The following is an 18567-nucleotide window of genomic DNA, read 5'->3' as shown; positions in this document are numbered from 1 at the left end:
CCAGAACCAGAAAGAATTTCTCGGCTAGCATGAGTCAAGCTCGTTGACACGGTTATCTCGGTTTCGAGAACGGCGAGATTCGCTATCAATTCGATCACTTGCCAATCTCTGAAGCAGCCTATTTCGTAATGCCAGGCCAAATTGTGACAGTCCTTGCCGGATTTCTGCGCTTGGCACGCCGTGTGGACGACAATGCATTGCTGCGTAACGTGACTATTCCTCTCGGGCCGCACCGGCTATATGCTGTCGCCCTGTCATCAAATTGTCATGTCACCGTCAATGCTAAAGTCAGATACAACACCGGCCCGCAAAACTCCGAGCGCGCCGGATGGCAATCCTGTTCCGAACGACAATAAGAGAACGCAAGCTCTCGCCGGCTTCCTCAGGCAGCGTGAGCCCGCTGCGCCGGACGCGGAACCTGCGATTGCCGAGGGCGCCGTGATCGATCCGATGCCATCGCAAGAGGCGACAGCCGTACCGGAACCAGCTCAGTCGAACGCTGCCGCACCTTCCACCGGCGAGATCGAGCTCAAGCTGCTGGTCGATGCCGATCGGATGGCGCATTTCAACGCCGCGCCTGTCGTCGCGGCCAATGCGCGCAACAAGGGCGTGCGAAAACATCTCAAGTCAGTCTATTACGACACATCCGGACGCCTGCTTCGGCGCAACGGCCTGAACCTGCGCGTGCGCCAGAGCGGCGCGCGCTTCGTGCAGACGGTGAAGACGGATGCCACGGACGATCCGCTGCGCCGCGGCGAGTGGGAGGCGAGCGTGCCGTCGCTTGCGCCCGATCTCGCTTTGGCGATGCCCTTCATTCCTGAGAAGCTTCGCAGCCATCTCGAAACGCAGCCGCTCGAAGCCGTCTTCACCGCCGACGTCCACCGCCACGCGCGGATGATCGATCTGCCGTCCGGCACGGTCGAGATCGCCTTCGACCAGGGCGAGCTGACCGCCGGCGGTCGGTCGTTACGGGTGAGCGAGATCGAGCTCGAGCTGAAGAGCGGCAGCGCGAGCACGATCTACGAGGTTGCCTTGCGGCTTGCGGAGCACGGGGCGGTGAAGCCGTCGATCCGCACCAAGTCGGCGCGCGGCTTCGACCTCGCGGCCGACCAGCCGCCGGCGGCGCGACGCCCGCGAAAACTTCGCCTCGATGCGTCGATCGCGCTGGATGAGGCCTTCGCGACGATCCTGCGCTCCTGCTTCCTGCATCTGCTGCAGTCGCTGCCGGCAGCGGAAGACGGACGCAATCCGGAAGGCGTGCATCAGCTGCGCGTTTCGCTGCGCCGGCTGCGATCGGCGCTCGACCTGATGGCATCGGTCGGCGCGCTCAATAATCTCGATGCGCTGCGGTCGGAGGCCAAATGGCTGGCGCAAGATTTGTCCGCCGCGCGCGACTGGGACGTGTTCCAGCTCGAGACCTTGCCGACGATCGCAAAGGCCTGTCCGTCGGTCGCCGGCTTCGACGCGCTGGGCCGCGCCGTGGCCGGGCGCCAGTCGGACGCCTACCGCAAGGCGCATGGTGCGCTCGCCGATCGCCGCTGCGCAATGTTCCTGATCGGTCTCGGCGGTTGGATCGAGACGCGCGGCTGGCGCAACGACGTCGCGGCCGAAGATCTCGGCCAGCTCGCCGAGCCTGCCGTCAATTTCGCGCAGCGAATCCTGTCGGCGCAATACGCCAAGGTGCTCAAGCGCGGCCGGCGCTTCAAGTCGCTTTCCGCGGATGAGCTGCACCGGGTGCGGCTCGCGACCAAGCGGCTGCGCTATCTCAGCGAATTCCTGCTGCCGCTGTTCGCGGACCGCAAATCCGCGCGAAAATTCTCGCGCCGGCTCGCCGGCTTGCAGGAGGAGCTCGGCGCCTTCAACGACATGGCGGTCACGGCATCGCTGCTCGACGGGCTCGGCGCCGAACCCGACAGCGCGATTGCGGCTGCGGCAATCGCCGGCTGGCAGGCGCGCGCATCGGTCGGCGTACAGCCGGCCTTGCAAGGCACGTGGCGCGATTTCACCGCCGCGCGCGTGCCGTGGTCGTCACAGAACTGATCGCGCATACCTCAAAAAAAGTTGCGGCCAGCCATTGGGGGATGGCTGGCCGCGCGCGAACCGGTCTGGGACGGGGAGGGGTGGGGATGTGACCGGGTCGCGTAACTCGTTGTTGCGTTCTGACTAATCTCTTGCGCTGGCGGTCGAGACCGCCGGCTTGGTATCGCCGAGCGAGACCCAGACATTGGGATCGCTCTGCGACTGGCGCTTGACGAAGCGGTAGCCGGTCTCCGTCCAGGCAACGACGTTCTCGTTCTGATTGTCGAGAACGAATTCGCCCTTGTCGGTCTTCACCGTCAGCACCGCGTGTCCTTCGCCCTTCTTGTCGCGCACGACGGTGATGAGCAGGGCCTCGCGCGGCCATCCGGCGTCGATCAGCATCTTGCGCTTCAGCAGCACGTAGTCTTCACAGTCGCCGTAGCCGTCGGTCGGCAGCGACCACTTCTCGATCACGCCCCAGTGCTCCTGGTCGGTCAAAGGCTTGACGGTCTCGTTGACCCAGCGATTGACCTTGACGAGGTCGCGCCATGCAGCCTGCGACATCACGATGTCGCGCGCTTGCGTCGGTGCGCCCTGGCACTGAGCGGCATTGTCCGCACAGAACTCGACCCAGCCGATCGGCGCACGCGTGGTGTCGCCGAGGCTCGCGTAGAGCAGGCGGCCTTCGCCGGCCTGCGCTGCCGTGCTGATCCCGAAGAGCATGGCGGCCAGCGCCAGTCCCTTCCCCTGTCCCCTGAAATCAAACATTGCGGCCCCCGTTTCTTGTTGGGACCACATTGCGCATGGAGCTTTTGAGTTGCCGCTAAGTCGACCAAGTCAAGTCGAGACGAATGCAAGTAAAAGGCGCGGCGAATTCGATCTATACTTGAATCGAATTCTCGTAAAATTTGAAATGACTGCAATTGATTCAAATTTTATCTGTTAACCCGCAAACGCTGGCGGAAGGGCTGTTTGCGCGCATGCGCACCCCTGCCGTTAACGCGCGCGGGGCCAGTCACAAGCCATGAAAAAGGCGGCGTCCGCATCGCGGAGGCCGCCTTCACGCTGGAAATTCAGTGGTTTTGGCGTCGTCGCGCTTTACCGCGCGGTAACGCTCTCTTCGAGTGTCTCGATCGGCTGTGCGTGGACGAACTCCAGCGCGAAGCCGTCTTCGAGGTTTCGGACCACGCGGCCCTGGACCCGGCCGAGCAGAACCGTCGATTTCAGCGGGGGGCGGTTCTCGGCGGCGATCGCCGCGCCCGACAGCGAGAGGTCGATGATGCGGCAGGTCATCTTGGTGCCGTCCTCGAGGGTCAGCACCGCGATCGGATTGCGCGGCACGATACGGTCGTGGCGGCGATCCTCCGGCAGGTTGAGGATGTCGCGGTTGGCGAGCCAGGTCAGCTGCGCGGCGAGCTTGTCGCGCTTGCGCGGCGTCGCACCGACCGTCATGGCGAAGCCATTGTCGATGATGCGGGTGATCTTGCCCTCGACGCGGCCGATATGGTCGAGATAGGCGACGACGCGGTCGCCGACATTGCCGATGCCGGGCGCCAGCAGCGCGAGGCCCCCCGGCGACATGTTGATCACCTGGCAGGGGAATTCACGGCGGTCCGGCAGCATGTAGCGGCCGAGCAGGTGAACCTTCACCCGCTGGAAACGCCGACGTTCCTCGGCGGCCGGAAGAAATTTTTTGTTCGCCAACGCCATTTTCACAACCCGACTCCCCGCCTGGCGGAGTCCGGGACGACCCTAAGGTGCACAGGGTTAATGCCGCGTTAGGATTGGGTGCGGCGGTGACGAACAGAAACAATGCGTTCGAAAAGCCACATCAGGGGCGGGCAGGCCAGCACCGTCAGCGCGCCGAGATCGAGTGCGGCGGCGGCGGTCCCGGCCGATTTGGCGAGCCGGCCGGCCACCGCCGGCCCCAGCATCATCGCGGCATAGAATATCGTGTAGAACACGCCCATCCCGATCGCTCGTGTCTCCGGCGCGAGCACGCGGGCGGCGAGGCTCATGATCGGCCCGGCCGGATGGCCGCCGATCAGCCCGATCAGCACCAGGATCGTGATCACGGCATCGGACCGGGTCAGCCAGGCCAGCAGGGCGGCCACCACCAGGCTGGCCGCGACCGCCAATATAAAGGGCCGCTTGAAGCGATCGGCCAGATACCCGCCCGCCGGGACCGAGATCACCGACAGCCACATCACGACGCTGATCGCCGAGCCCGCAGCGGCAATGCTCCAGCCGCGCTCGGCGAGCAGGGAAGGGCCAAACGAGAAGACCATGGCGAAGCCGATATTATAGAGGCCCCAGATCGCCCCCGCGACGATCAGCGCCAGCAGGGCAAGCGGATCGAGCCGCGCCGAGCCGGTCGCACTGGCTGTGGCTCCCGGCGGCGGCTGGTAGAGCATGATCAGCACGATGCCGATCGCGGTCAGCGCGGCGGCGGCGAGGAACACGGTGCCCGCGCCGTATGTGATGCCGATCGATGGCAGCACCAGCAGCGAGATCCCAACGCCGGCGGGCCAGGAGTTGACGAAGATCGCCATGGCCGTCGCGATCTCCTTGCCTGTAAACCAGTCGGTGCACATTTTGGTCAGCTGCACCGTCAGCAGCACGCCGCCCGCGCCTGAGGCCAGCCGGCCCGCCAGCTGCCAACCCCAGACGTCGGTGGCGGCCATGACGAGGCTGCCGGCCGTCATCAGCAGCAGCGCGGCGATCGTCGTGGGCCTGTCGCCGAGCGTGCGGCCGATCGCGCCGCCCGGCAGTGCCAGCACCACGCCCGGCGTGAAATAGAGCCCGATCAGGATGCCGATATCGGCGAGCCCGACGCCAAATGTCGTCTCCAGCAGCGGCGCGACTGCGGCCACGCTCTGGAACTGGAATGCGATGGTGAGGCGAACGAAAAACAGGATTGCAAGAATGGCCCAGCGATTGCGCAATGCCTCATCTCCCCACGCCCTGTATCGAGGGTGGGGCGATGAGAGGCCCGAGTCAACCGGCCTTCTTCCTCGTCGCGCGCTGATACAGAAGACACAGCAGCGCCAGCAGAACCGCGGCCGTCAGGCCGAGCGACCAGTGAATGCCGATTGCCGCGCCTGATAGCCCGACGGTGATGCCGCTGAAGGCGCGCATGCCGAGCCCCGCCATGTTGTAGAGCCCGACGACGCGGCCGCGGATGTCGGACGGTGCATTCAACTGCACCAGTGCCTGCGCCATGGTGTTGAACGACAGCTCGAAGAAGCCCGCAAAGAACAGCAGCACGATCGCGACCGGATAGATCCGCACCACGGCGAAGCCGAGCAGCGCCACGCTCCAGAGCATCGCCAGCGTGATCGCGGTGCGCGGCGTGCCCTTGAGCCGTCCCCAGGATTCCAGCGCGATGCCGGCGAGTAGCGCACCGGCTGCGTCGGCCGCCAGCAGCACGCTGTAGGAGACGCCGGGATCGCCATGGCCGAGATCGCCGGCAAAGCCCGGCATCTGCGCATGATAGGCGTTGCCGATCATGAAGGAGGTGAGGCCGGCGAGCCATGTCATCGCCGTCAGCACCGGCTGGGTGCCGATGGCGCGTATCGTCAACATGATGTCGGCGATCCCGCGCACCGCGAAGCGTCGCACCGCCACGCTGCTGTCGCGCACCGGCGCCCAGAACAGCCACAGCAGCATCGGCAGGTAGAACAGCGTGTTGAAGATGATGCCGTGCGAGGTGCCGAGCGTCAGCATGATCACGCCGCCGACGGCGGGCCCGACCAGAATGCCGAGATAGCGCGCCATCGCGTTCAGCCGTACCGCGCTCGGAAGATCGGCCGGGCCGACGAGGTCGTAGAGCAGCAGCTGGTTCGGCGTCTGCCACAGCACGCCCGCGCAGCCGTGGATCACCAGCAGCAGCATCGCGTGCCACATCTCGATGGTGTCGGTGATGAAGAAGAAACCCCATCCCGCCGAGGCGATAATGAACAGCAGCATGCCGCACTGGATGATGCGGCGCGGATCGAATCGGTCGGCGAGCCCGCCGACCGCGACCGAGAACAGCAGGAACGGCAGCCAGTGCGACAGCACGGCAAAGCCCCCCAGCGTCGGCGAGTGGAATTTCTGGAACACCACCCAATAGCTGATCACATGCTCGATATTATCGGCCATCATCGCCAGCACATAGGCGATGAACTGGAGCCGGTACGGCACGGACTTCATCGCCGCGAACGATCCGGACGCGGCAATCGGATTTTGCGGGAGGGGGTTCAAGCGGGCACCTGGAAAGGACGTTTGGGGCCTTACACGTTCGCTGGCGAGCGCTCAAGACAATTGGATGTGTGGGGCATCCACCGTCTCCAGAAATGACCTGACCACCGCCGCAAACTCATCCGGCCTGTCATAGGGCAGCCCATGGCCTGCGTTCGCGATCACCTCATAGCGAAGGCGTGGATTGAGCGCCTGCAGCTGATGCGCGGTCTCGACAGCGACGACGCCACTGTCTCCAATGACAAGCAGGTTTGGGACAGAGATGGCGCTAACCAGCTCGCGATAGTCCGGATTCGGTGGCGTGAGAACTTCGAAGGCACGCATTTCGGTCCCCAGCCTCGCATCGATGATCAGCTCGATCAGCTCGAGCGAACGATGCCGATGCCGCTGCCGCGCCTCGGCCAGCACCTCATCTCTGTCTCGACCGAAAATCCGGCGATGCTGCTCGGCGACGTCGCTCGCGTAAACTTCGCGCTGGCGCTCGAGGCTTAGAAACGTCGGATCGGCCAGGATAACGCCGCGAATGGCCGTACCCGCCTCGCTCGCAACGGCGGCCGCCGTCATGCCGCCCATGGAATGACCGAGCAGGACCGGAGAGGCAAGTCCAAGCGCTTGGATGAGACCGGTGACGTCGTTCGCGAGATCTTGGTACAGATACCCGCGAGCCGGCGCGCTCGACGCGCCGTGTCCTCGCGCGTCAGGCATGATGACGTCGTAGCGATCTTCGAGAGCGCGCGCCAGCGGCGTCCAGCAGACGCCGCTTCCAGTCAGCCCATGCAGCGCGATCAGCGCGGGCTTGTTGCCGCCAGTCCGGAGATAATGGATGTCGATATCATTTGCCGTACAGGTGCCACGAATCCAGCTTGTCATTCAGGCATTATACGCCATCGTAGCCCGGATGGAGCGGAGCGTAATCCGGGGTGACTGTCTCCGCTGCAGGACTTCGACTTGGCACCCGTACCCATCTCACATACGCTTCGACCCAGCCCGCACCATCAATCACAACAGACGGGCAGCGAGGAAGCCGCCATGAACCAGATCCGCGTCTGCACCCACGCGGGGCCGGGCTCGGAGCCCGTCATCCGCTCCGTGCCGTGGCCGAAGGTCGGCAAGAGGGCCGCGCTGATCAAGGTCGGCGCCTGCGGCGTTTGCGGCACCGATTTGCATATCCTGAAGGGACACTGGCCGAAGCCGCTGCCCTGGCCGTTCACGCTCGGTCACGAGCTCGGCGGGGTGATCGTCGAATGCGGCGATGAGTTCACCGAGGACTTCATGAGCAAGCCATTGCAGGTCGGCTCGAAAGTGATGATCCCGCCGCTGATGCCCTGCGGCCGCTGCTATTACTGCATCCATTATCCGCAAACCGCCAACAAATGCCTGACGCCGGTCTATTACGGCCGCTATCTCGGCTTCGACAAGGCGCCGCACATGTGGGGCGGCTGGGCCGAATATGTCTATGTCGATCTCGACATGCTGCCGGGCACCAAGATCTACAAGCTGCCCGACGACATGTCGCTGCGCCTCGGCGCGCTGTCGGAGCCGCTGACCTCCTGCATCCGCGCCTTCAACCGCGCCAGCCGCGCCGGCGGTTTTTCCTGGGGCGACACGGTGGTGATCCAGGGCTCGGGCCCGATCGGCATTCTCGCGGTCGCGGCCGCGAAGGAGATGGGGGCAGGGCGCGTCATCTGCGTTGGTGCCCCGGAAGAACCGCGGCTCAAGCTCGCGCGCGAGTTCGGCGCGGAGGAAACGGTGAACATCGAGGAGATCAAGTCGCCGCAGGAGCGCATCGCGCGCGTCCGCGAGATTGTCGGCGGCTTCGGCGCCGATCTCGTGATGGATTGCTCCGGCCACCCCTCGGCCGGCCCCGAAGGCATCGAGATGCTGCGCGACGGCGGCACCTATGTCGAGATGGGCCAGTTCACCGATGCCGGCCCGATCGAGACCTCCTGGCATCGCATCTGCACCAAGGACCTCAACGTGCTGGGATCCTGGGGCTTTACCGGCAACGACCTGCCGCTCGGCGTCGACATGCTCTACCGCACGCGTGACAAGTATCCGTGGCTGAAGATGCAGACGATCTATCCGTTCACGGAAGAAGGCGTCGCGCAGGCGGTGAGGGACGCAATGGCGATGAAGACGGTGAAGTCGACCATCGTGCCGTGGCCGGAATTGGTGGAATAGCCGATGGCATCAATCCCCCACGATCTCGCAGCGTTCCTGGTCGAAGCCAAGCGGCGCACCTATGCGGGCCTCGACGACGACGCCACCGTGGCCATGCCGCTGCTCGCCGGCTCGAAACAGCTCGAGCACCGCGCGCCACCTTATGCCTATCGCGATATCTATTTCGGGATGGGATTCTTCGTCGGGCAGGAGACGGTGTTGCGGGATGAGCGCATGATCTGGTCGATGAGCTACAGCGGCGGCGCCCGCGCCGAGATCACGGATCGTGACACCTTCCTCGCGATCTACAAATTCCTGCGCCAGGCGCTGCTGGGCGTGCGCGTCGAGGAGCCTTATCGGGGACCGCGCATGTTCGAGCAGGACGGTATGGTCTACCGCAACGAGATCGAGGGCGCGCTCGATCGCTTTCATGGTGTCGAGACGATCGCACGGCATGATGGCGCGCCGCTCTATGAGCTGCGCTATGGGGGCGGCCTGCTGCGATAAGTCTCTCAGGCCTCATGACCGAGATCTCAATTCTGCGCTAGAAACGTCCGCTGCCTGTTTCCATTTGACGTTGATGCGGCTAGCCTTCGCACCTCGCAAGGATGCCCGTGTACCATGCACACATCTACCGACACCCCAGATTCCGCGCTCGCGTCTCTCATTCCCGATATCGATCGGCTTGCCGCGGAAGCGATGGCCGTTTGGAAGGTCCCGGGCGCGGCGCTCGCCATCGTCCGGAACGGCCGGGTTCCATTCATGCGCGCCTATGGCCAGCGTGATGTCGAGGCCAATCTGCCGATGACGCCACGCACCCAATTTGTCATCTGCTCGATCACGAAATCCTTCACAGCGACCGCGATCGCATTGCTGCATAACGAAGGTCTGCTCGATTGGAGCAAGCCGGTGCGCGACTATCTTCCCGAGTTTCGTCTGCATGACGCCGTCGCCGGCGAGCGCCTCACCATTCGAGACCTGCTGACCCATCAATCAGGGCTTCCGCGCCACGACTGGCTTCATCTGCCCGGTGACCTGGCTCCGGCCGAGATGCTGCCGCTGATGCGGCACCTCGAACTGAGCCGCGACATTCGCACCACGTGGCAATACAACAACCTCTGCTACAATGCCGCCGGTCTCCTGATCGAGCGACTGAGCGGGAAGAGCTTTGAGGCCTTTGTGCGGGAACGCCTGACCGATCGGCTCGGCATGGCGGTTGGCTTCTCGCTGGACGAGCTCGAAGCCGGGGCCGAGGCGGCGCGACCGTACATGATCCATGTCGACACGCGGCTGCCGGCGCTGCGGCTGCCGATCCGCACCACGGCCGCCGGTGCCATCAATACGTCGGTGGTTGATCTCGCAAACTGGATGCGGCTGCATCTCGGGCAAGGTGAGTTCGAGGGCGAGCGCCTGCTGCCGGCGGCACTGGTGGAGCAATTGCATGCGCCGTTGGCTCATGTCGGGAAGTCGGAATTTCCCGAGTTCGGCCACGGCCATTACGCATTGGGGTTTCAGTCCAACACCTATCGTGGCGATCGGCTGATGTGGCACGGCGGCGGCTGGACTGGCTGGGGCTCGCTGATGACGCTGGTGCCGAATGCCGGCATCGGTGTTGCCGTTCTCACCAATCGCAGTCCGAGCGCAGTGCCGCAGATCCTGACATGGTACATCGTCGATCGGTTGTGCGGCCGCGAGCCCGTTGACTGGTTCGCGCGCTTCCACAAGATTCGCGATGACTTCATCGCACATATCCCGGCCGACAAGGAGGCACGGGAGAGAGCGCGTCACAAGGATACGCAGCCCGCGCACGCGCTGTCCGCCTACGCCGCCGACTACGCGCATCCAGCCTATGGCGTGATGTCGATCCGCATGCAGGACGGCGCGCTGCACTGGTCGTGGCGCGGGATGAACGCCGCACTCGCGCATCGGCATTACGAAACATTCGTGACGCCGGAGGCCATCGAGCGACTTCTGCCGGACAATCTTTCCATCACGTTCCACACCGACCGTGAGGGCAATATCGTGCACCTGTCTGCGCCCCTGGAGCCAATGGTCAGGGATATCGTGTTCGAGCGATGCGCCGCCGGCGAATGCACGGATCCCGCGTTTCGGGAGCGCTGCGCCGGGCATTTCAGGAGCGGCAATATGAACCACCACGTGACGCTCGACGCTGTCGGCCGGCTGACTCTGAAGCCCGACTTCCAGCCGGCCTATCGTCTCGAACCACAGCAGGGCCGCCGGTTTCGCATTGCTGAACTGGACGGTTTTGCTGTCGAGTTTCGCGGAGAAGATGGCGGAATTGACCAGATGGTCTTTCACCAGCCAAACGGCGTCTTCGTCGCCGACCGCGTCGCGCAGGAAGGGGACCGCGATGGAGCCGCAGTCAGGTAGGCCCCGCTCCCCCTTCAGCGCCATCCGCGCGATCGACTACACCGTGATCTTCGTGCGCGACATGGCCGCGATGCGCTGTTTCTACGAGGATGTGCTCGCTCTATCCTTGCTGCGCGAGCTGTCGCCGAACTGGATCGAATATGGCCTCGGCAGCAACACGCTGGCGCTGGCAAGGCCGAGCCGCACCGCCGCTGATGCGCCTATCCCGCCAAGTACCGCCTCTCTGCAGCTGGTCTTCAAGGTATCGGCCGCTGAAGTCGATGCCTGCGCCGACGAGCTCGTGCGTCACGGCGTGGCGCTGCTGTCGCCGCCGACGAACCAGTCGTTCGGGCATCGCACGCTGTTCTTCCGCGATCCCGACGGCAATTTGTTGGAGGTCTATGCGGAGATCTGAGTGTGGGAGGCGGGCCGATGCCCAGAAAGTTCCATTGGGAATCCACGAGTTATTCACGCCGAGGTGAAACTTAGGCCCCAGTTCCGGCTTTCAATTCACGGGAGAGGTGTCGTGAAGCGAATCCTGAAACCCGTCACTTACATCCTGGCCGCCATCTACTTCCTGGTGGATGCGGTGTTCATGGCCGTGGCGAGGCCGATTGCGCGCTGGATCGGCCGGAATTTGGAATTCAGGCGGTTGCGTGCCTGGATCAGGTCGCTGCCGCCTTATCCGTCGCTCGCCCTGTTTTCCGTGCCCGTGATCATTCTGGAGCCGATCAAGCCGGTGGCCGCCTACCTCGCCGCGACGGGACAGGTCCTGAGCGGCGCGGTGACTTTCATCGTCGGCGAACTGCTCAAGCTCGTGCTGGTCGAGCGCCTGTTCCATCTCACACGCGACAAGCTGATGCGGATTCCGGCGTTCGCCTGGGCCTACGGAAAGTTCGCCGAAATGAAGGCGTGGCTCCAGGCAACCGAAGCCTGGCGGGCCATCCGCGCCTTGAGCCTCGCAGTGAAGGACGCCGTTGCGCGGGCGAGAGCCAAGCTGGTCGGGAGCTTCAACAGGCTGGCGACCTCCAGGGATTAGGACCGGCGCGTTAGCCTCTATGCGAGCTTGCGTGCTGCGGCGGTGGCCTCGTCACCCGTGTTCGGTGTGCCGGTCGGCTCGATCAGCATGAGATGAACCTCCTCGCGTGCCACCGGACGATGCTCGACACCTTTGGGCACGACATAGAGTTCGCCCGGACCGAGCGTCACCGTGCGGTCCCGCAATTCGATGTCCAGATGGCCTTTCAGCACGAGAAAGAAATCGTCGGTGTCGTCATGCTTGTGCCAGGTGAACTCGCCCTTCACCTTCACCACCATCACGTCGCAATCGTTGAAGGTCGTGACCGTGCGCGGCGACCAATAGTCCTGAAAGGTCGCGAGCTTGTCGGAAAGCGATATGCTGTCGGCCATGGTTCACCTGCCTCGGCTGGAGAAGTCCTGCGTGCATCTCCGGCACGTCCGATCGCCGGCAGGTTAAGCCAGGTGGCCGCCAAAATCTGCTGATCCGCTCCAAAAGCTCTCCGAACGAAATAAAATGGCGCCAAACCGCGGATTGGAGCACCTGCGGGCATGTTCACCCTGTAGCCAACGCTATGCATCATAGGCATGGTGATTTGCCCGCTCTTGGCGTAAAGAGCGTCCAAATCAAATCGTCACGCGTGTGATTGGGCCTTCTGCCGCGAATGCGGCGTTTCCGGCCCCTCGGTTCACCGTTCCGCGCCTGAATTAACCAAGGTTTTCCATCCCGTGTCTTTTCCGGCCCTGACCCCGCCGCTCGCCCGTGCGTTGGCTGAGCGAAACTATGATTCCCCGACTCCCGTTCAGCTCGCCGTGCTTGCAGACGAAGCAGCGGGCCGCGACCTCCTGGTTTCGGCCCAGACCGGCTCCGGCAAGACCCTCGCTTATGGCCTCGCCATGGCCAAAGATCTGCTCGGCGACGCCGAGCGGTTTGCGCAGGCCGGTGCGCCGCTGGCGCTGATCGTGGCGCCGACCCGCGAGCTTGCCATGCAGGTTCAGCGCGAGCTTGCATGGCTCTACGGGCATACGGGCGGGCGGGTCGTCTCCTGTGTCGGCGGCATGGATCCGCGCCGCGAGCAGCGCGAACTGGCCGCTGGCGCCCATATCGTCGTCGGCACGCCCGGCCGGCTCTGCGATCATTTGCGCCGAAGCCGTCTCGACATCTCGGAATTGAAGGTGGTCGTCCTCGACGAGGCCGACGAGATGCTCAATCTCGGCTTTCGCGAGGACATGGAGTTCATCCTCGAGACCACGCCGGAGACACGCCGCACCTTGCTGTTCTCGGCGACGTTTCCGCGCGGCATCGTCGCGCTGGCCAAGCAGTATCAGCAGCAGGCGTTCCGGATCGAGGTCGCCGGCGATGCGGGCGGTCACGCCGACATCGAGTATCGCGCGATCCGGATCGCGCCCGCCGATGCCGAGCACGCGGTCGTCAACGTGCTGCGCCTTTACGAGGCGCCGAGCGCGCTGGTGTTCTGCAGCACGCGCGATCACGTCAGGCATTTGCAGGCAGCGCTCTTGGAGCGCGGCTTTTCCGTCGTCGCGCTGTCAGGCGAATTGACCCAGAACGAGCGCACCATGGCGCTGCAGTCGCTGCGGGACGGGCGCGCCCGCGTTTGCGTCGCGACCGACGTCGCCGCGCGCGGCATCGACCTGCCGAGCCTTGATCTCGTCATTCACGCCGATCTGCCCAACGACGCGGAGGTGATGCAGCACCGCTCGGGCCGCACCGGGCGCGCGGGCCGCAAGGGGACGAGCGTCCTCCTGGTGCCGCCGGCGCGGCGGCGGCGCGCCGAGCTGCTGCTCAATCTCGCAGGCGTCGACGCGGCCTGGGGCACGGCGCCGCAGGCGGAGGAAATCCGTAAGCTCGATCACGAGCGCATGAAGGACGTGCTGTTCACGGAGGAGACCACCGCCGACGATCTGGTGCTGGCGCAGGCCTTGCTGGCCGAGCGGTCGGCCGAGGATATCGCCGCGGCGCTGGCGCGGCTCTATCGCGCGCGACTGCCGTCGCCCGAGGACATCATCGATCCCGGTGAGCGCACCAGCCGGCCGCGCGACGATCGCGGCCGTGACAATGTCCGTGCGCCGCGCGACGATGCCCGCAGTTCGCGCGGCGATGATCGGCCCGAAAGGCCCCGACCCAAATCGGGGAAATCGTCGTCGAAACATGGCATGGCGGAAGGTAGCGTCTGGTTCCGGGCCAACATCGGACGAAGAAAGAACGCGGAGGCACGCTGGCTGTTGCCGATGATCTGCCGTCGTGGCGGCATCGACAAGGGCGACATCGGCGCCATCAAGATCATGGACACGACGACAGAGTTCGAGATCTCCGGGCGGGTTGCGGACTCCTTCGCCGCGAAGATCAAGCGTCCGGACAAGGAAGACAATATCCGCCTCGAGCCGATGGCGGACGCTCTGCAACGGCAGGCGGCTCCGGAAGAGCGGTCACATCCGCCGCGGGGTGAGCGCGGCGACAGCGATCATCGCGCGCGTCGCGATGATCGCCCGCGCGACAAGAGTGAATTCAAGCCGCGCGGCGAGCGCGCGCCGAAATTCGACGATGCGCCTTCTTTTGGAAAGAAGAAGCACAAGAACAAGCCGGGTCACGCCGAGCCATCGGTCAAGCCGTGGCCGGTCAAGGGCGCGGGCGGAAAGAAGCCGAAGAAGAAAAAGCATCGCGGCTGAACCGCCGCCATGGGACGGCAATGATACCGCCGGATTGCCCCGGCGGCATCATCTGGAAGGTCGGGTGCGCGCTCAGCGGCCGCCACCTCCGCCGCGCCGGGCAGGGGCCTTACTTCGCAGCGAGGGCGCGCAGCATGTACGTCGCGCTTTCGCCATAAGATGCGAGCCTTGCGCGGAGGTCCGCATCCGCCGTGACGGGCCGGAAGCCGAGACGTTCCCACAGCGGCCGCGTGGCGTAGACCGAGACCAGCGCGAGCGTCGCGATGCGTGATGCGCGTGCCAGCTTCTCGATATCGGCAACATAGTCGCGCGCAATGCCGCCGCGGAAGCCGGGCAGCACGGCGACGTCGTGCAAATAGAGGCAGTCCGCATCCTCGGGCAGTGTTTGCAGGAAGCCGTCGAGCGGCGGAACTTGATGCTGCTTCCACGGATGCGCGAGCCCGTAGCCGGCGATCGCATCATTCACGACGAGCACGCGGCAGCCATCGGGATAGAGCCGCATCTTCTCCGCGAACACCTCGGCGCGCTCGGGCAGATCGGGATGGATGCGCGCTGCGATCGCGCTGATTGCGGCGAGGTCGGAGATGCGCGCGGGACGCCAATGCGGCTTGGTCATGTCGATCTGTTGGTCCGTCTCAATCATCCCAGTTTATTCCGCCACGTTGATGCGCGCAGCGAAAAATATCTTTGCCGCCGTTTCAGGAATACCGCGGGCCGCGCGGCGTCCTATCCCATGCAAGCCAATTGCATGACAGGAGATATCATGACGTCCTCGATCCGCCTCGCGCTTACGCTCGCGCTATCGCTCGCGATCGTTCCCGCAGCCTTCGCCGCGCCCCCGACCAAGACCGGCAAGACCGACAAGGGCAGCGTCCTCACCGACCCCAAGGGCATGAGCCTCTACACCTTCGACAAGGATGTCGACGGCAAATCGGCCTGCAACGGTCCGTGTGCGACCAACTGGCCGGTGCTGAAGGCCGAGGCCAGCGATGCCGCCGCCGACGGCTACACCATCATCACGCGTGACGACGGCTCGAAGCAGTGGGCCTACAAGGGCAAGCCGCTCTACACCTTCGCCAAGGACACCAAGCCCGGCGACATCACCGGCGACGGCTTTCTGAACGGCGCCTGGCATCTGGCGATGCCGTGAGCGGACACACCGTCGCGGGAATGCGATATCGTGTCTGAAATTGACGAGACGCCACCCGTCTCGTGCCTCGGACGCAGCGCAGCGCTTTGTTGGCGATGTGAATTATCGTTCAATGCGGTGCGCTGCAGAGCGGGTGCATCAACTCGCAGTCGGTCAGTAACGGGTGCCATCCGGAAACGGGCGGGGCCTCGCCGCGCACCTGGAGGGCACCGGCACGGCGTCTTCGAACCGCTCGCCGGAACTGATCTCAAGTTGGTGAAGACGATTGCGACAACTTCAAAGACGTAAAAGCACGGCCCGTGTCACATCGTCGCTTGAATCGAATTTATTCAAGTCGAGAGTCTGAAAGCGAACCGAAGGCCCGATTTGGGTTGGTCATAGTTGGCTTCGGCAAGGGGCGAGAGCAGCTCATCAGCGGCATCCCTCCATTTTGAGAATAGGGGCACTGGTTTCCCGGTGCGGCCCGCACCTGGGGAGCTTCTGGGGGTCTTCAATCCATTATCTGGTTTCGCGTGAAAGGATGAATGACGATGAATGATGCCAATGTGAAAGCCGAGACGAATGCCACTGCGCTGAGCGGGACGGCGAACGGTGGTGCAAAGCTCAAGTTCGATATGCCATTTTTCAACATGCAGACGATCTTCGGCGATCTCGCCGAGCAAGGCGCCGCGCGGGCCAAGGCAAATTTCGAGCAGATGAAGGCGGCTTCCGAGGAGATCAGCGAAGCTCTCCGCGAGGCCTGTGCGACCAATGCGACGCGTGCCGCCGATTACGGCACCAAGGTCATCGAAATATCAAACATCAATTCCAGCTCCGCGCTCGAATTCCTGTCCCATCTCGCGGATGCGAGGTCGTTTGCGGATGTCGTGAACCTCTCCACCACCCACGCCCGCAAGACCTTTGAAGCGGCTTCCGGTCAAAACCGGGAGCTTTGGGACCTTGCCCAGAAGGTCGCGACCGAGACGGCCGAGCCGATCAAGAAGAGCTTCAACCGGGTTCTGCATAGGGCTGCTTGAATCGAGGCTACCGGCCGCGTGAATCGGCCGGACGAGCGTCTTCGCCAGAAGAGACGCCGTCCGGCCGATGGCGGGATACCGTGAGGTGCTGCCAAGCTGGAGGAAATCGGGATGGGTATGGTGATGATCAAATGCCCGGAAACGGGCCGCGCCATTTCAACGGGCATCGAGATGGATCGCGAAAGATTTCGGTGCAGTGCAGTGTTCTTTTCGCGGACTTATTGCGGAATTTGCGCGGCGACGCACGAGTGGTTCGCCAGAGAGGCGTGGGTCTACGAATCCGTCTTGGCGAACGGGAAGGCCGGGGGCGGGCAGCCGTTTCGTGCCGGCGCGGCGTGAAGCAGCCTGACGGCATCCTGCGAAACGATCCGATCGATCCTGCGGCTCATCACCTTGTAGCACTCGCAGGCGACGACCTCGAGCCGCCGCCTGTCGATCTCGAGTTGGCCGCGCCGACTGGATTTCAGCGCCCTTGACGTGCGAAGTGCGCTCACGACGTGCGTGACGGTGGTGCGCCGGACACCGAGCAGTTCGGACAGCGTCTCTTGCGTCAGGGGCAGCACGTCACCGCCGCCCTCGGCCCGATCGTGAATATGAAGCAGCCAGCGCGCGAGGCGCGCTTCGACGGAGTGGAGCGCATTGCAGGCAGCGACGTGCTGGAATTGCGTGAGCAGCGCCCGGCTGAGAATTTGAACCACGCTTGCGACGGCGGGACTGCGTTCAAGCGCCGTGTGAAATCGCGCGGGCGAGATCTGAAGTGCGGTGCCGGCGACGCGGACAACCGCTGTCATGGGCGAGCGGACGGGGGCGAGCGCCGTCATGAGACCGACGGCGCCGTCGTTGCCGATGACGGCGGTTGCAGCCGTCTGTCCGTTCGGCAGCTCCATGATGAGGGCGATCGCGCCGCTGCAGGGGAAGTAAAGATGTTCGATCCGGTCGCCCGACCGGACCAGGACTGCGTCGTGTAGAAGAGGCACTTTCCGCAGATGCGGTGCAAGCAAGGCGAAGTCGGCCGGCGGTAACGCAGCTAACAGGCGATTACCAACTCTGGTCGCGTGCTCCATCACGGGTAATCGTCCCTCGACGGAGGCCCGGCGGCTGGCTAAAGCGTCGTCTCCGGCCGGGCCGCGTTGCCGTGCAGGCACTTGCCCGGCAAGATGGGAAAACCCACCATCGTAGGTAAGGTTCCAGCGATGCATTGCAAGTCCGCGCGCCGGCGCGTACGTCCGCCATCTGATCGAGCGATGATGAGCGGGCCGTTTGCACACGCTGTGCGCACGACACGAGCGTTGCTCTACCTCAGCCCCTCATACACCATCAGCCCGCGTGCGATCTGCAATTTGCGGATCGCGCGCGGCAGCAGTTTCTCCGGCTGGTGCAGATAGCGCCAGGAGGTGAGGGTGAAGCTTCCAAGCGCGCCGCATTCGTCGTCGAACGGCGCGAGCACGCCTGTCACGCTCACCGGCGTGTGGGGTCGGGCATTGAAGGGCAGCAGCAGCAGCTCGAGATGCGCCTTGCTGCCGTCTTCGCGCGCCGCGGTGACGCCGGCGATCGCACCCAGCGTCTCGTCGGCGACGATGGCCGTGATCTCCTCGATCTCGCTGCGGCTGGCCTCGTCGAACAGCGCCGCGAAGCTCGCATCCTTGAGGTCGAGCCCTGCCAGCGCGCAGACGCGCGTGCCGGCGACGCGGAAGGGGAAGCCGAGATTGGGTTCGCAGGACAGCACGAAGATATCACCGAGCAGTCCGCGGACGGCGGCCGGGTCGATGTCGGCCCGGTCAGGGGCCCGCGCAGTGCCGCGCTTCTTGTCCCAATACGCGAAGAACGCGCGGCTCGACGGATGTTTCATGACTGGACGCTTACCCCGGGGCGCAACCTCGCGGGACAGACCTGTCCCGCTTCAGC

18 protein-coding genes are annotated in these 18567 nt (G+C 64.4%); 9 read left to right on the top strand and 9 right to left on the bottom strand.

From position 1 onward, the window contains the following. Positions 1-279: 279 nt before the first annotated feature. Positions 280-2040, top strand: coding sequence for a CYTH and CHAD domain-containing protein (locus I3J27_RS23915; protein ID WP_270160845.1), 1761 nt, complete (start codon positions 280-282; stop codon positions 2038-2040). 123 nt (positions 2041-2163) lie between these two features. On the opposite strand, the gene I3J27_RS23910 is transcribed toward I3J27_RS23915, so the two are convergent. The 5 genes from I3J27_RS23910 to I3J27_RS23890 all read right to left on the bottom strand — a co-directional run bounded on the left by I3J27_RS23910 (position 2164) and on the right by I3J27_RS23890 (position 7131). Further along, positions 2164-2787: a transglutaminase-like cysteine peptidase gene (locus tag I3J27_RS23910; protein WP_270160844.1), complete on the bottom strand. Its 624-nt coding sequence runs from the start codon at positions 2785-2787 to the stop codon at positions 2164-2166. A gap of 330 nt (positions 2788-3117) precedes the next feature. Beyond that, complete coding sequence (locus I3J27_RS23905; protein ID WP_094895511.1) at positions 3118-3729, bottom strand: PilZ domain-containing protein; 612 nt, start codon at positions 3727-3729, stop codon at positions 3118-3120. A gap of 68 nt (positions 3730-3797) precedes the next feature. Further along, a complete protein-coding gene (locus I3J27_RS23900) occupies positions 3798-4964 on the bottom strand; it encodes an MFS transporter (RefSeq protein WP_270160843.1) in 1167 nt (388 codons plus the stop codon). Positions 4965-5016: 52 nt separating this feature from the next. After that, a complete protein-coding gene (locus I3J27_RS23895) occupies positions 5017-6213 on the bottom strand; it encodes an MFS transporter (RefSeq protein ID WP_270160842.1) in 1197 nt (398 codons plus the stop codon). 102 nt (positions 6214-6315) lie between these two features. Next, positions 6316-7131 (bottom strand): alpha/beta fold hydrolase, encoded by an 816-nt coding sequence (locus I3J27_RS23890; protein WP_270160841.1) that lies wholly within the window; start codon positions 7129-7131, stop codon positions 6316-6318. A gap of 159 nt (positions 7132-7290) precedes the next feature. Here I3J27_RS23890 and I3J27_RS23885 point away from each other — a divergent pair, with 159 nt between their 5' ends. The 5 genes from I3J27_RS23885 (at position 7291) to I3J27_RS23865 (ending at position 11830) form a co-directional block, all read left to right on the top strand. Next, positions 7291-8442 (top strand): zinc-binding dehydrogenase, encoded by a 1152-nt coding sequence (locus I3J27_RS23885; RefSeq protein ID WP_270160840.1) that lies wholly within the window; start codon positions 7291-7293, stop codon positions 8440-8442. A 3-nt stretch (positions 8443-8445) separates the two neighbouring features. Further along, the gene (locus I3J27_RS23880; protein WP_270160839.1) at positions 8446-8928 is read left to right on the top strand and encodes a DUF5680 domain-containing protein; all 483 of its coding nucleotides are present in this window, start codon (positions 8446-8448) and stop codon (positions 8926-8928) included. Positions 8929-9042: 114 nt separating this feature from the next. Beyond that, complete coding sequence (locus I3J27_RS23875) at positions 9043-10812, top strand: serine hydrolase (RefSeq protein WP_270160838.1); 1770 nt, start codon at positions 9043-9045, stop codon at positions 10810-10812. Then, on the top strand, positions 10793-11206 hold the full coding sequence (locus tag I3J27_RS23870; protein ID WP_270160837.1) for a VOC family protein: 414 nt from the start codon (positions 10793-10795) through the stop codon (positions 11204-11206). The genes I3J27_RS23875 and I3J27_RS23870 overlap by 20 nt, the downstream gene beginning before the upstream one ends. Positions 11207-11317: 111 nt before the next feature. Continuing rightward, positions 11318-11830 (top strand): hypothetical protein, encoded by a 513-nt coding sequence (locus I3J27_RS23865; protein WP_270160836.1) that lies wholly within the window; start codon positions 11318-11320, stop codon positions 11828-11830. Positions 11831-11847: 17 nt separating this feature from the next. On the opposite strand, the gene I3J27_RS23860 is transcribed toward I3J27_RS23865, so the two are convergent. Beyond that, positions 11848-12201, bottom strand: a complete 354-nt coding sequence (locus I3J27_RS23860) for a cupin domain-containing protein (RefSeq protein WP_270160835.1) — start codon at positions 12199-12201, stop codon at positions 11848-11850. Between the two features lie 336 nt (positions 12202-12537). Here I3J27_RS23860 and I3J27_RS23855 point away from each other — a divergent pair, with 336 nt between their 5' ends. Beyond that, the gene (locus I3J27_RS23855) at positions 12538-14496 is read left to right on the top strand and encodes a DEAD/DEAH box helicase (protein WP_270160834.1); all 1959 of its coding nucleotides are present in this window, start codon (positions 12538-12540) and stop codon (positions 14494-14496) included. Between the two features lie 109 nt (positions 14497-14605). On the opposite strand, the gene I3J27_RS23850 is transcribed toward I3J27_RS23855, so the two are convergent. Continuing rightward, positions 14606-15112 carry a GNAT family N-acetyltransferase gene (locus I3J27_RS23850; RefSeq protein WP_270172871.1) on the bottom strand — a complete coding sequence of 169 codons (507 nt, stop codon included), beginning with the start codon at positions 15110-15112 and terminating at the stop codon, positions 14606-14608. A gap of 147 nt (positions 15113-15259) precedes the next feature. On the opposite strand from I3J27_RS23850, the gene I3J27_RS23845 reads away from it, so the two are divergent. Further along, entirely contained in the window at positions 15260-15646 is a 387-nt protein-coding gene (locus I3J27_RS23845; RefSeq protein ID WP_270160833.1) for a COG4315 family predicted lipoprotein, read from the top strand. 530 nt (positions 15647-16176) lie between these two features. Then, positions 16177-16662 carry a phasin gene (locus I3J27_RS23840; RefSeq protein WP_270160832.1) on the top strand — a complete coding sequence of 162 codons (486 nt, stop codon included), beginning with the start codon at positions 16177-16179 and terminating at the stop codon, positions 16660-16662. Between the two features lie 272 nt (positions 16663-16934). Here I3J27_RS23840 and I3J27_RS23830 read toward each other — a convergent pair whose 3' ends face one another. After that, positions 16935-17729, bottom strand: a complete 795-nt coding sequence (locus I3J27_RS23830) for a Crp/Fnr family transcriptional regulator (protein ID WP_370691860.1) — start codon at positions 17727-17729, stop codon at positions 16935-16937. Between the two features lie 227 nt (positions 17730-17956). Then, a complete protein-coding gene (locus tag I3J27_RS23825) occupies positions 17957-18511 on the bottom strand; it encodes a PAS domain-containing protein (protein ID WP_270160829.1) in 555 nt (184 codons plus the stop codon). Between the last annotated feature and the right edge of the window lie 56 nt (positions 18512-18567).

The sequence above is a fragment of the Bradyrhizobium xenonodulans genome (assembly GCF_027594865.1).
Taxonomy (GTDB): domain Bacteria; phylum Pseudomonadota; class Alphaproteobacteria; order Rhizobiales; family Xanthobacteraceae; genus Bradyrhizobium; species Bradyrhizobium xenonodulans.
Note: the sequence above shows the minus strand (reverse complement) of the source record. Positions and strands in the feature narration are given on the sequence as shown.

What these genes read in the sequence shown, in the direction of transcription:
- I3J27_RS23910 (WP_270160844.1), bottom strand. Translation starts at nt 2,787, where the DNA reads ATGTTTGATTTCAGGGGACAGGGGAAGGGACTGGCGCTGGCCGCCATG.
- I3J27_RS23880 (WP_270160839.1), top strand. Translation starts at nt 8,446, where the DNA reads ATGGCATCAATCCCCCACGATCTCGCAGCGTTCCTGGTCGAAGCCAAG.
- I3J27_RS23890 (WP_270160841.1), bottom strand. Translation starts at nt 7,131, where the DNA reads ATGACAAGCTGGATTCGTGGCACCTGTACGGCAAATGATATCGACATC.
- I3J27_RS23870 (WP_270160837.1), top strand. Translation starts at nt 10,793, where the DNA reads ATGGAGCCGCAGTCAGGTAGGCCCCGCTCCCCCTTCAGCGCCATCCGC.
- I3J27_RS23825 (WP_270160829.1), bottom strand. Translation starts at nt 18,511, where the DNA reads ATGAAACATCCGTCGAGCCGCGCGTTCTTCGCGTATTGGGACAAGAAG.
- I3J27_RS23895 (WP_270160842.1), bottom strand. Translation starts at nt 6,213, where the DNA reads ATGAAGTCCGTGCCGTACCGGCTCCAGTTCATCGCCTATGTGCTGGCG.
- I3J27_RS23915 (WP_270160845.1), top strand. Translation starts at nt 280, where the DNA reads ATGCTAAAGTCAGATACAACACCGGCCCGCAAAACTCCGAGCGCGCCG.
- I3J27_RS23875 (WP_270160838.1), top strand. Translation starts at nt 9,043, where the DNA reads ATGCACACATCTACCGACACCCCAGATTCCGCGCTCGCGTCTCTCATT.
- I3J27_RS23850 (WP_270172871.1), bottom strand. Translation starts at nt 15,112, where the DNA reads ATGACCAAGCCGCATTGGCGTCCCGCGCGCATCTCCGACCTCGCCGCA.
- I3J27_RS23885 (WP_270160840.1), top strand. Translation starts at nt 7,291, where the DNA reads ATGAACCAGATCCGCGTCTGCACCCACGCGGGGCCGGGCTCGGAGCCC.
- I3J27_RS23860 (WP_270160835.1), bottom strand. Translation starts at nt 12,201, where the DNA reads ATGGCCGACAGCATATCGCTTTCCGACAAGCTCGCGACCTTTCAGGAC.
- I3J27_RS23840 (WP_270160832.1), top strand. Translation starts at nt 16,177, where the DNA reads ATGAATGATGCCAATGTGAAAGCCGAGACGAATGCCACTGCGCTGAGC.
- I3J27_RS23845 (WP_270160833.1), top strand. Translation starts at nt 15,260, where the DNA reads ATGACGTCCTCGATCCGCCTCGCGCTTACGCTCGCGCTATCGCTCGCG.
- I3J27_RS23905 (WP_094895511.1), bottom strand. Translation starts at nt 3,729, where the DNA reads ATGGCGTTGGCGAACAAAAAATTTCTTCCGGCCGCCGAGGAACGTCGG.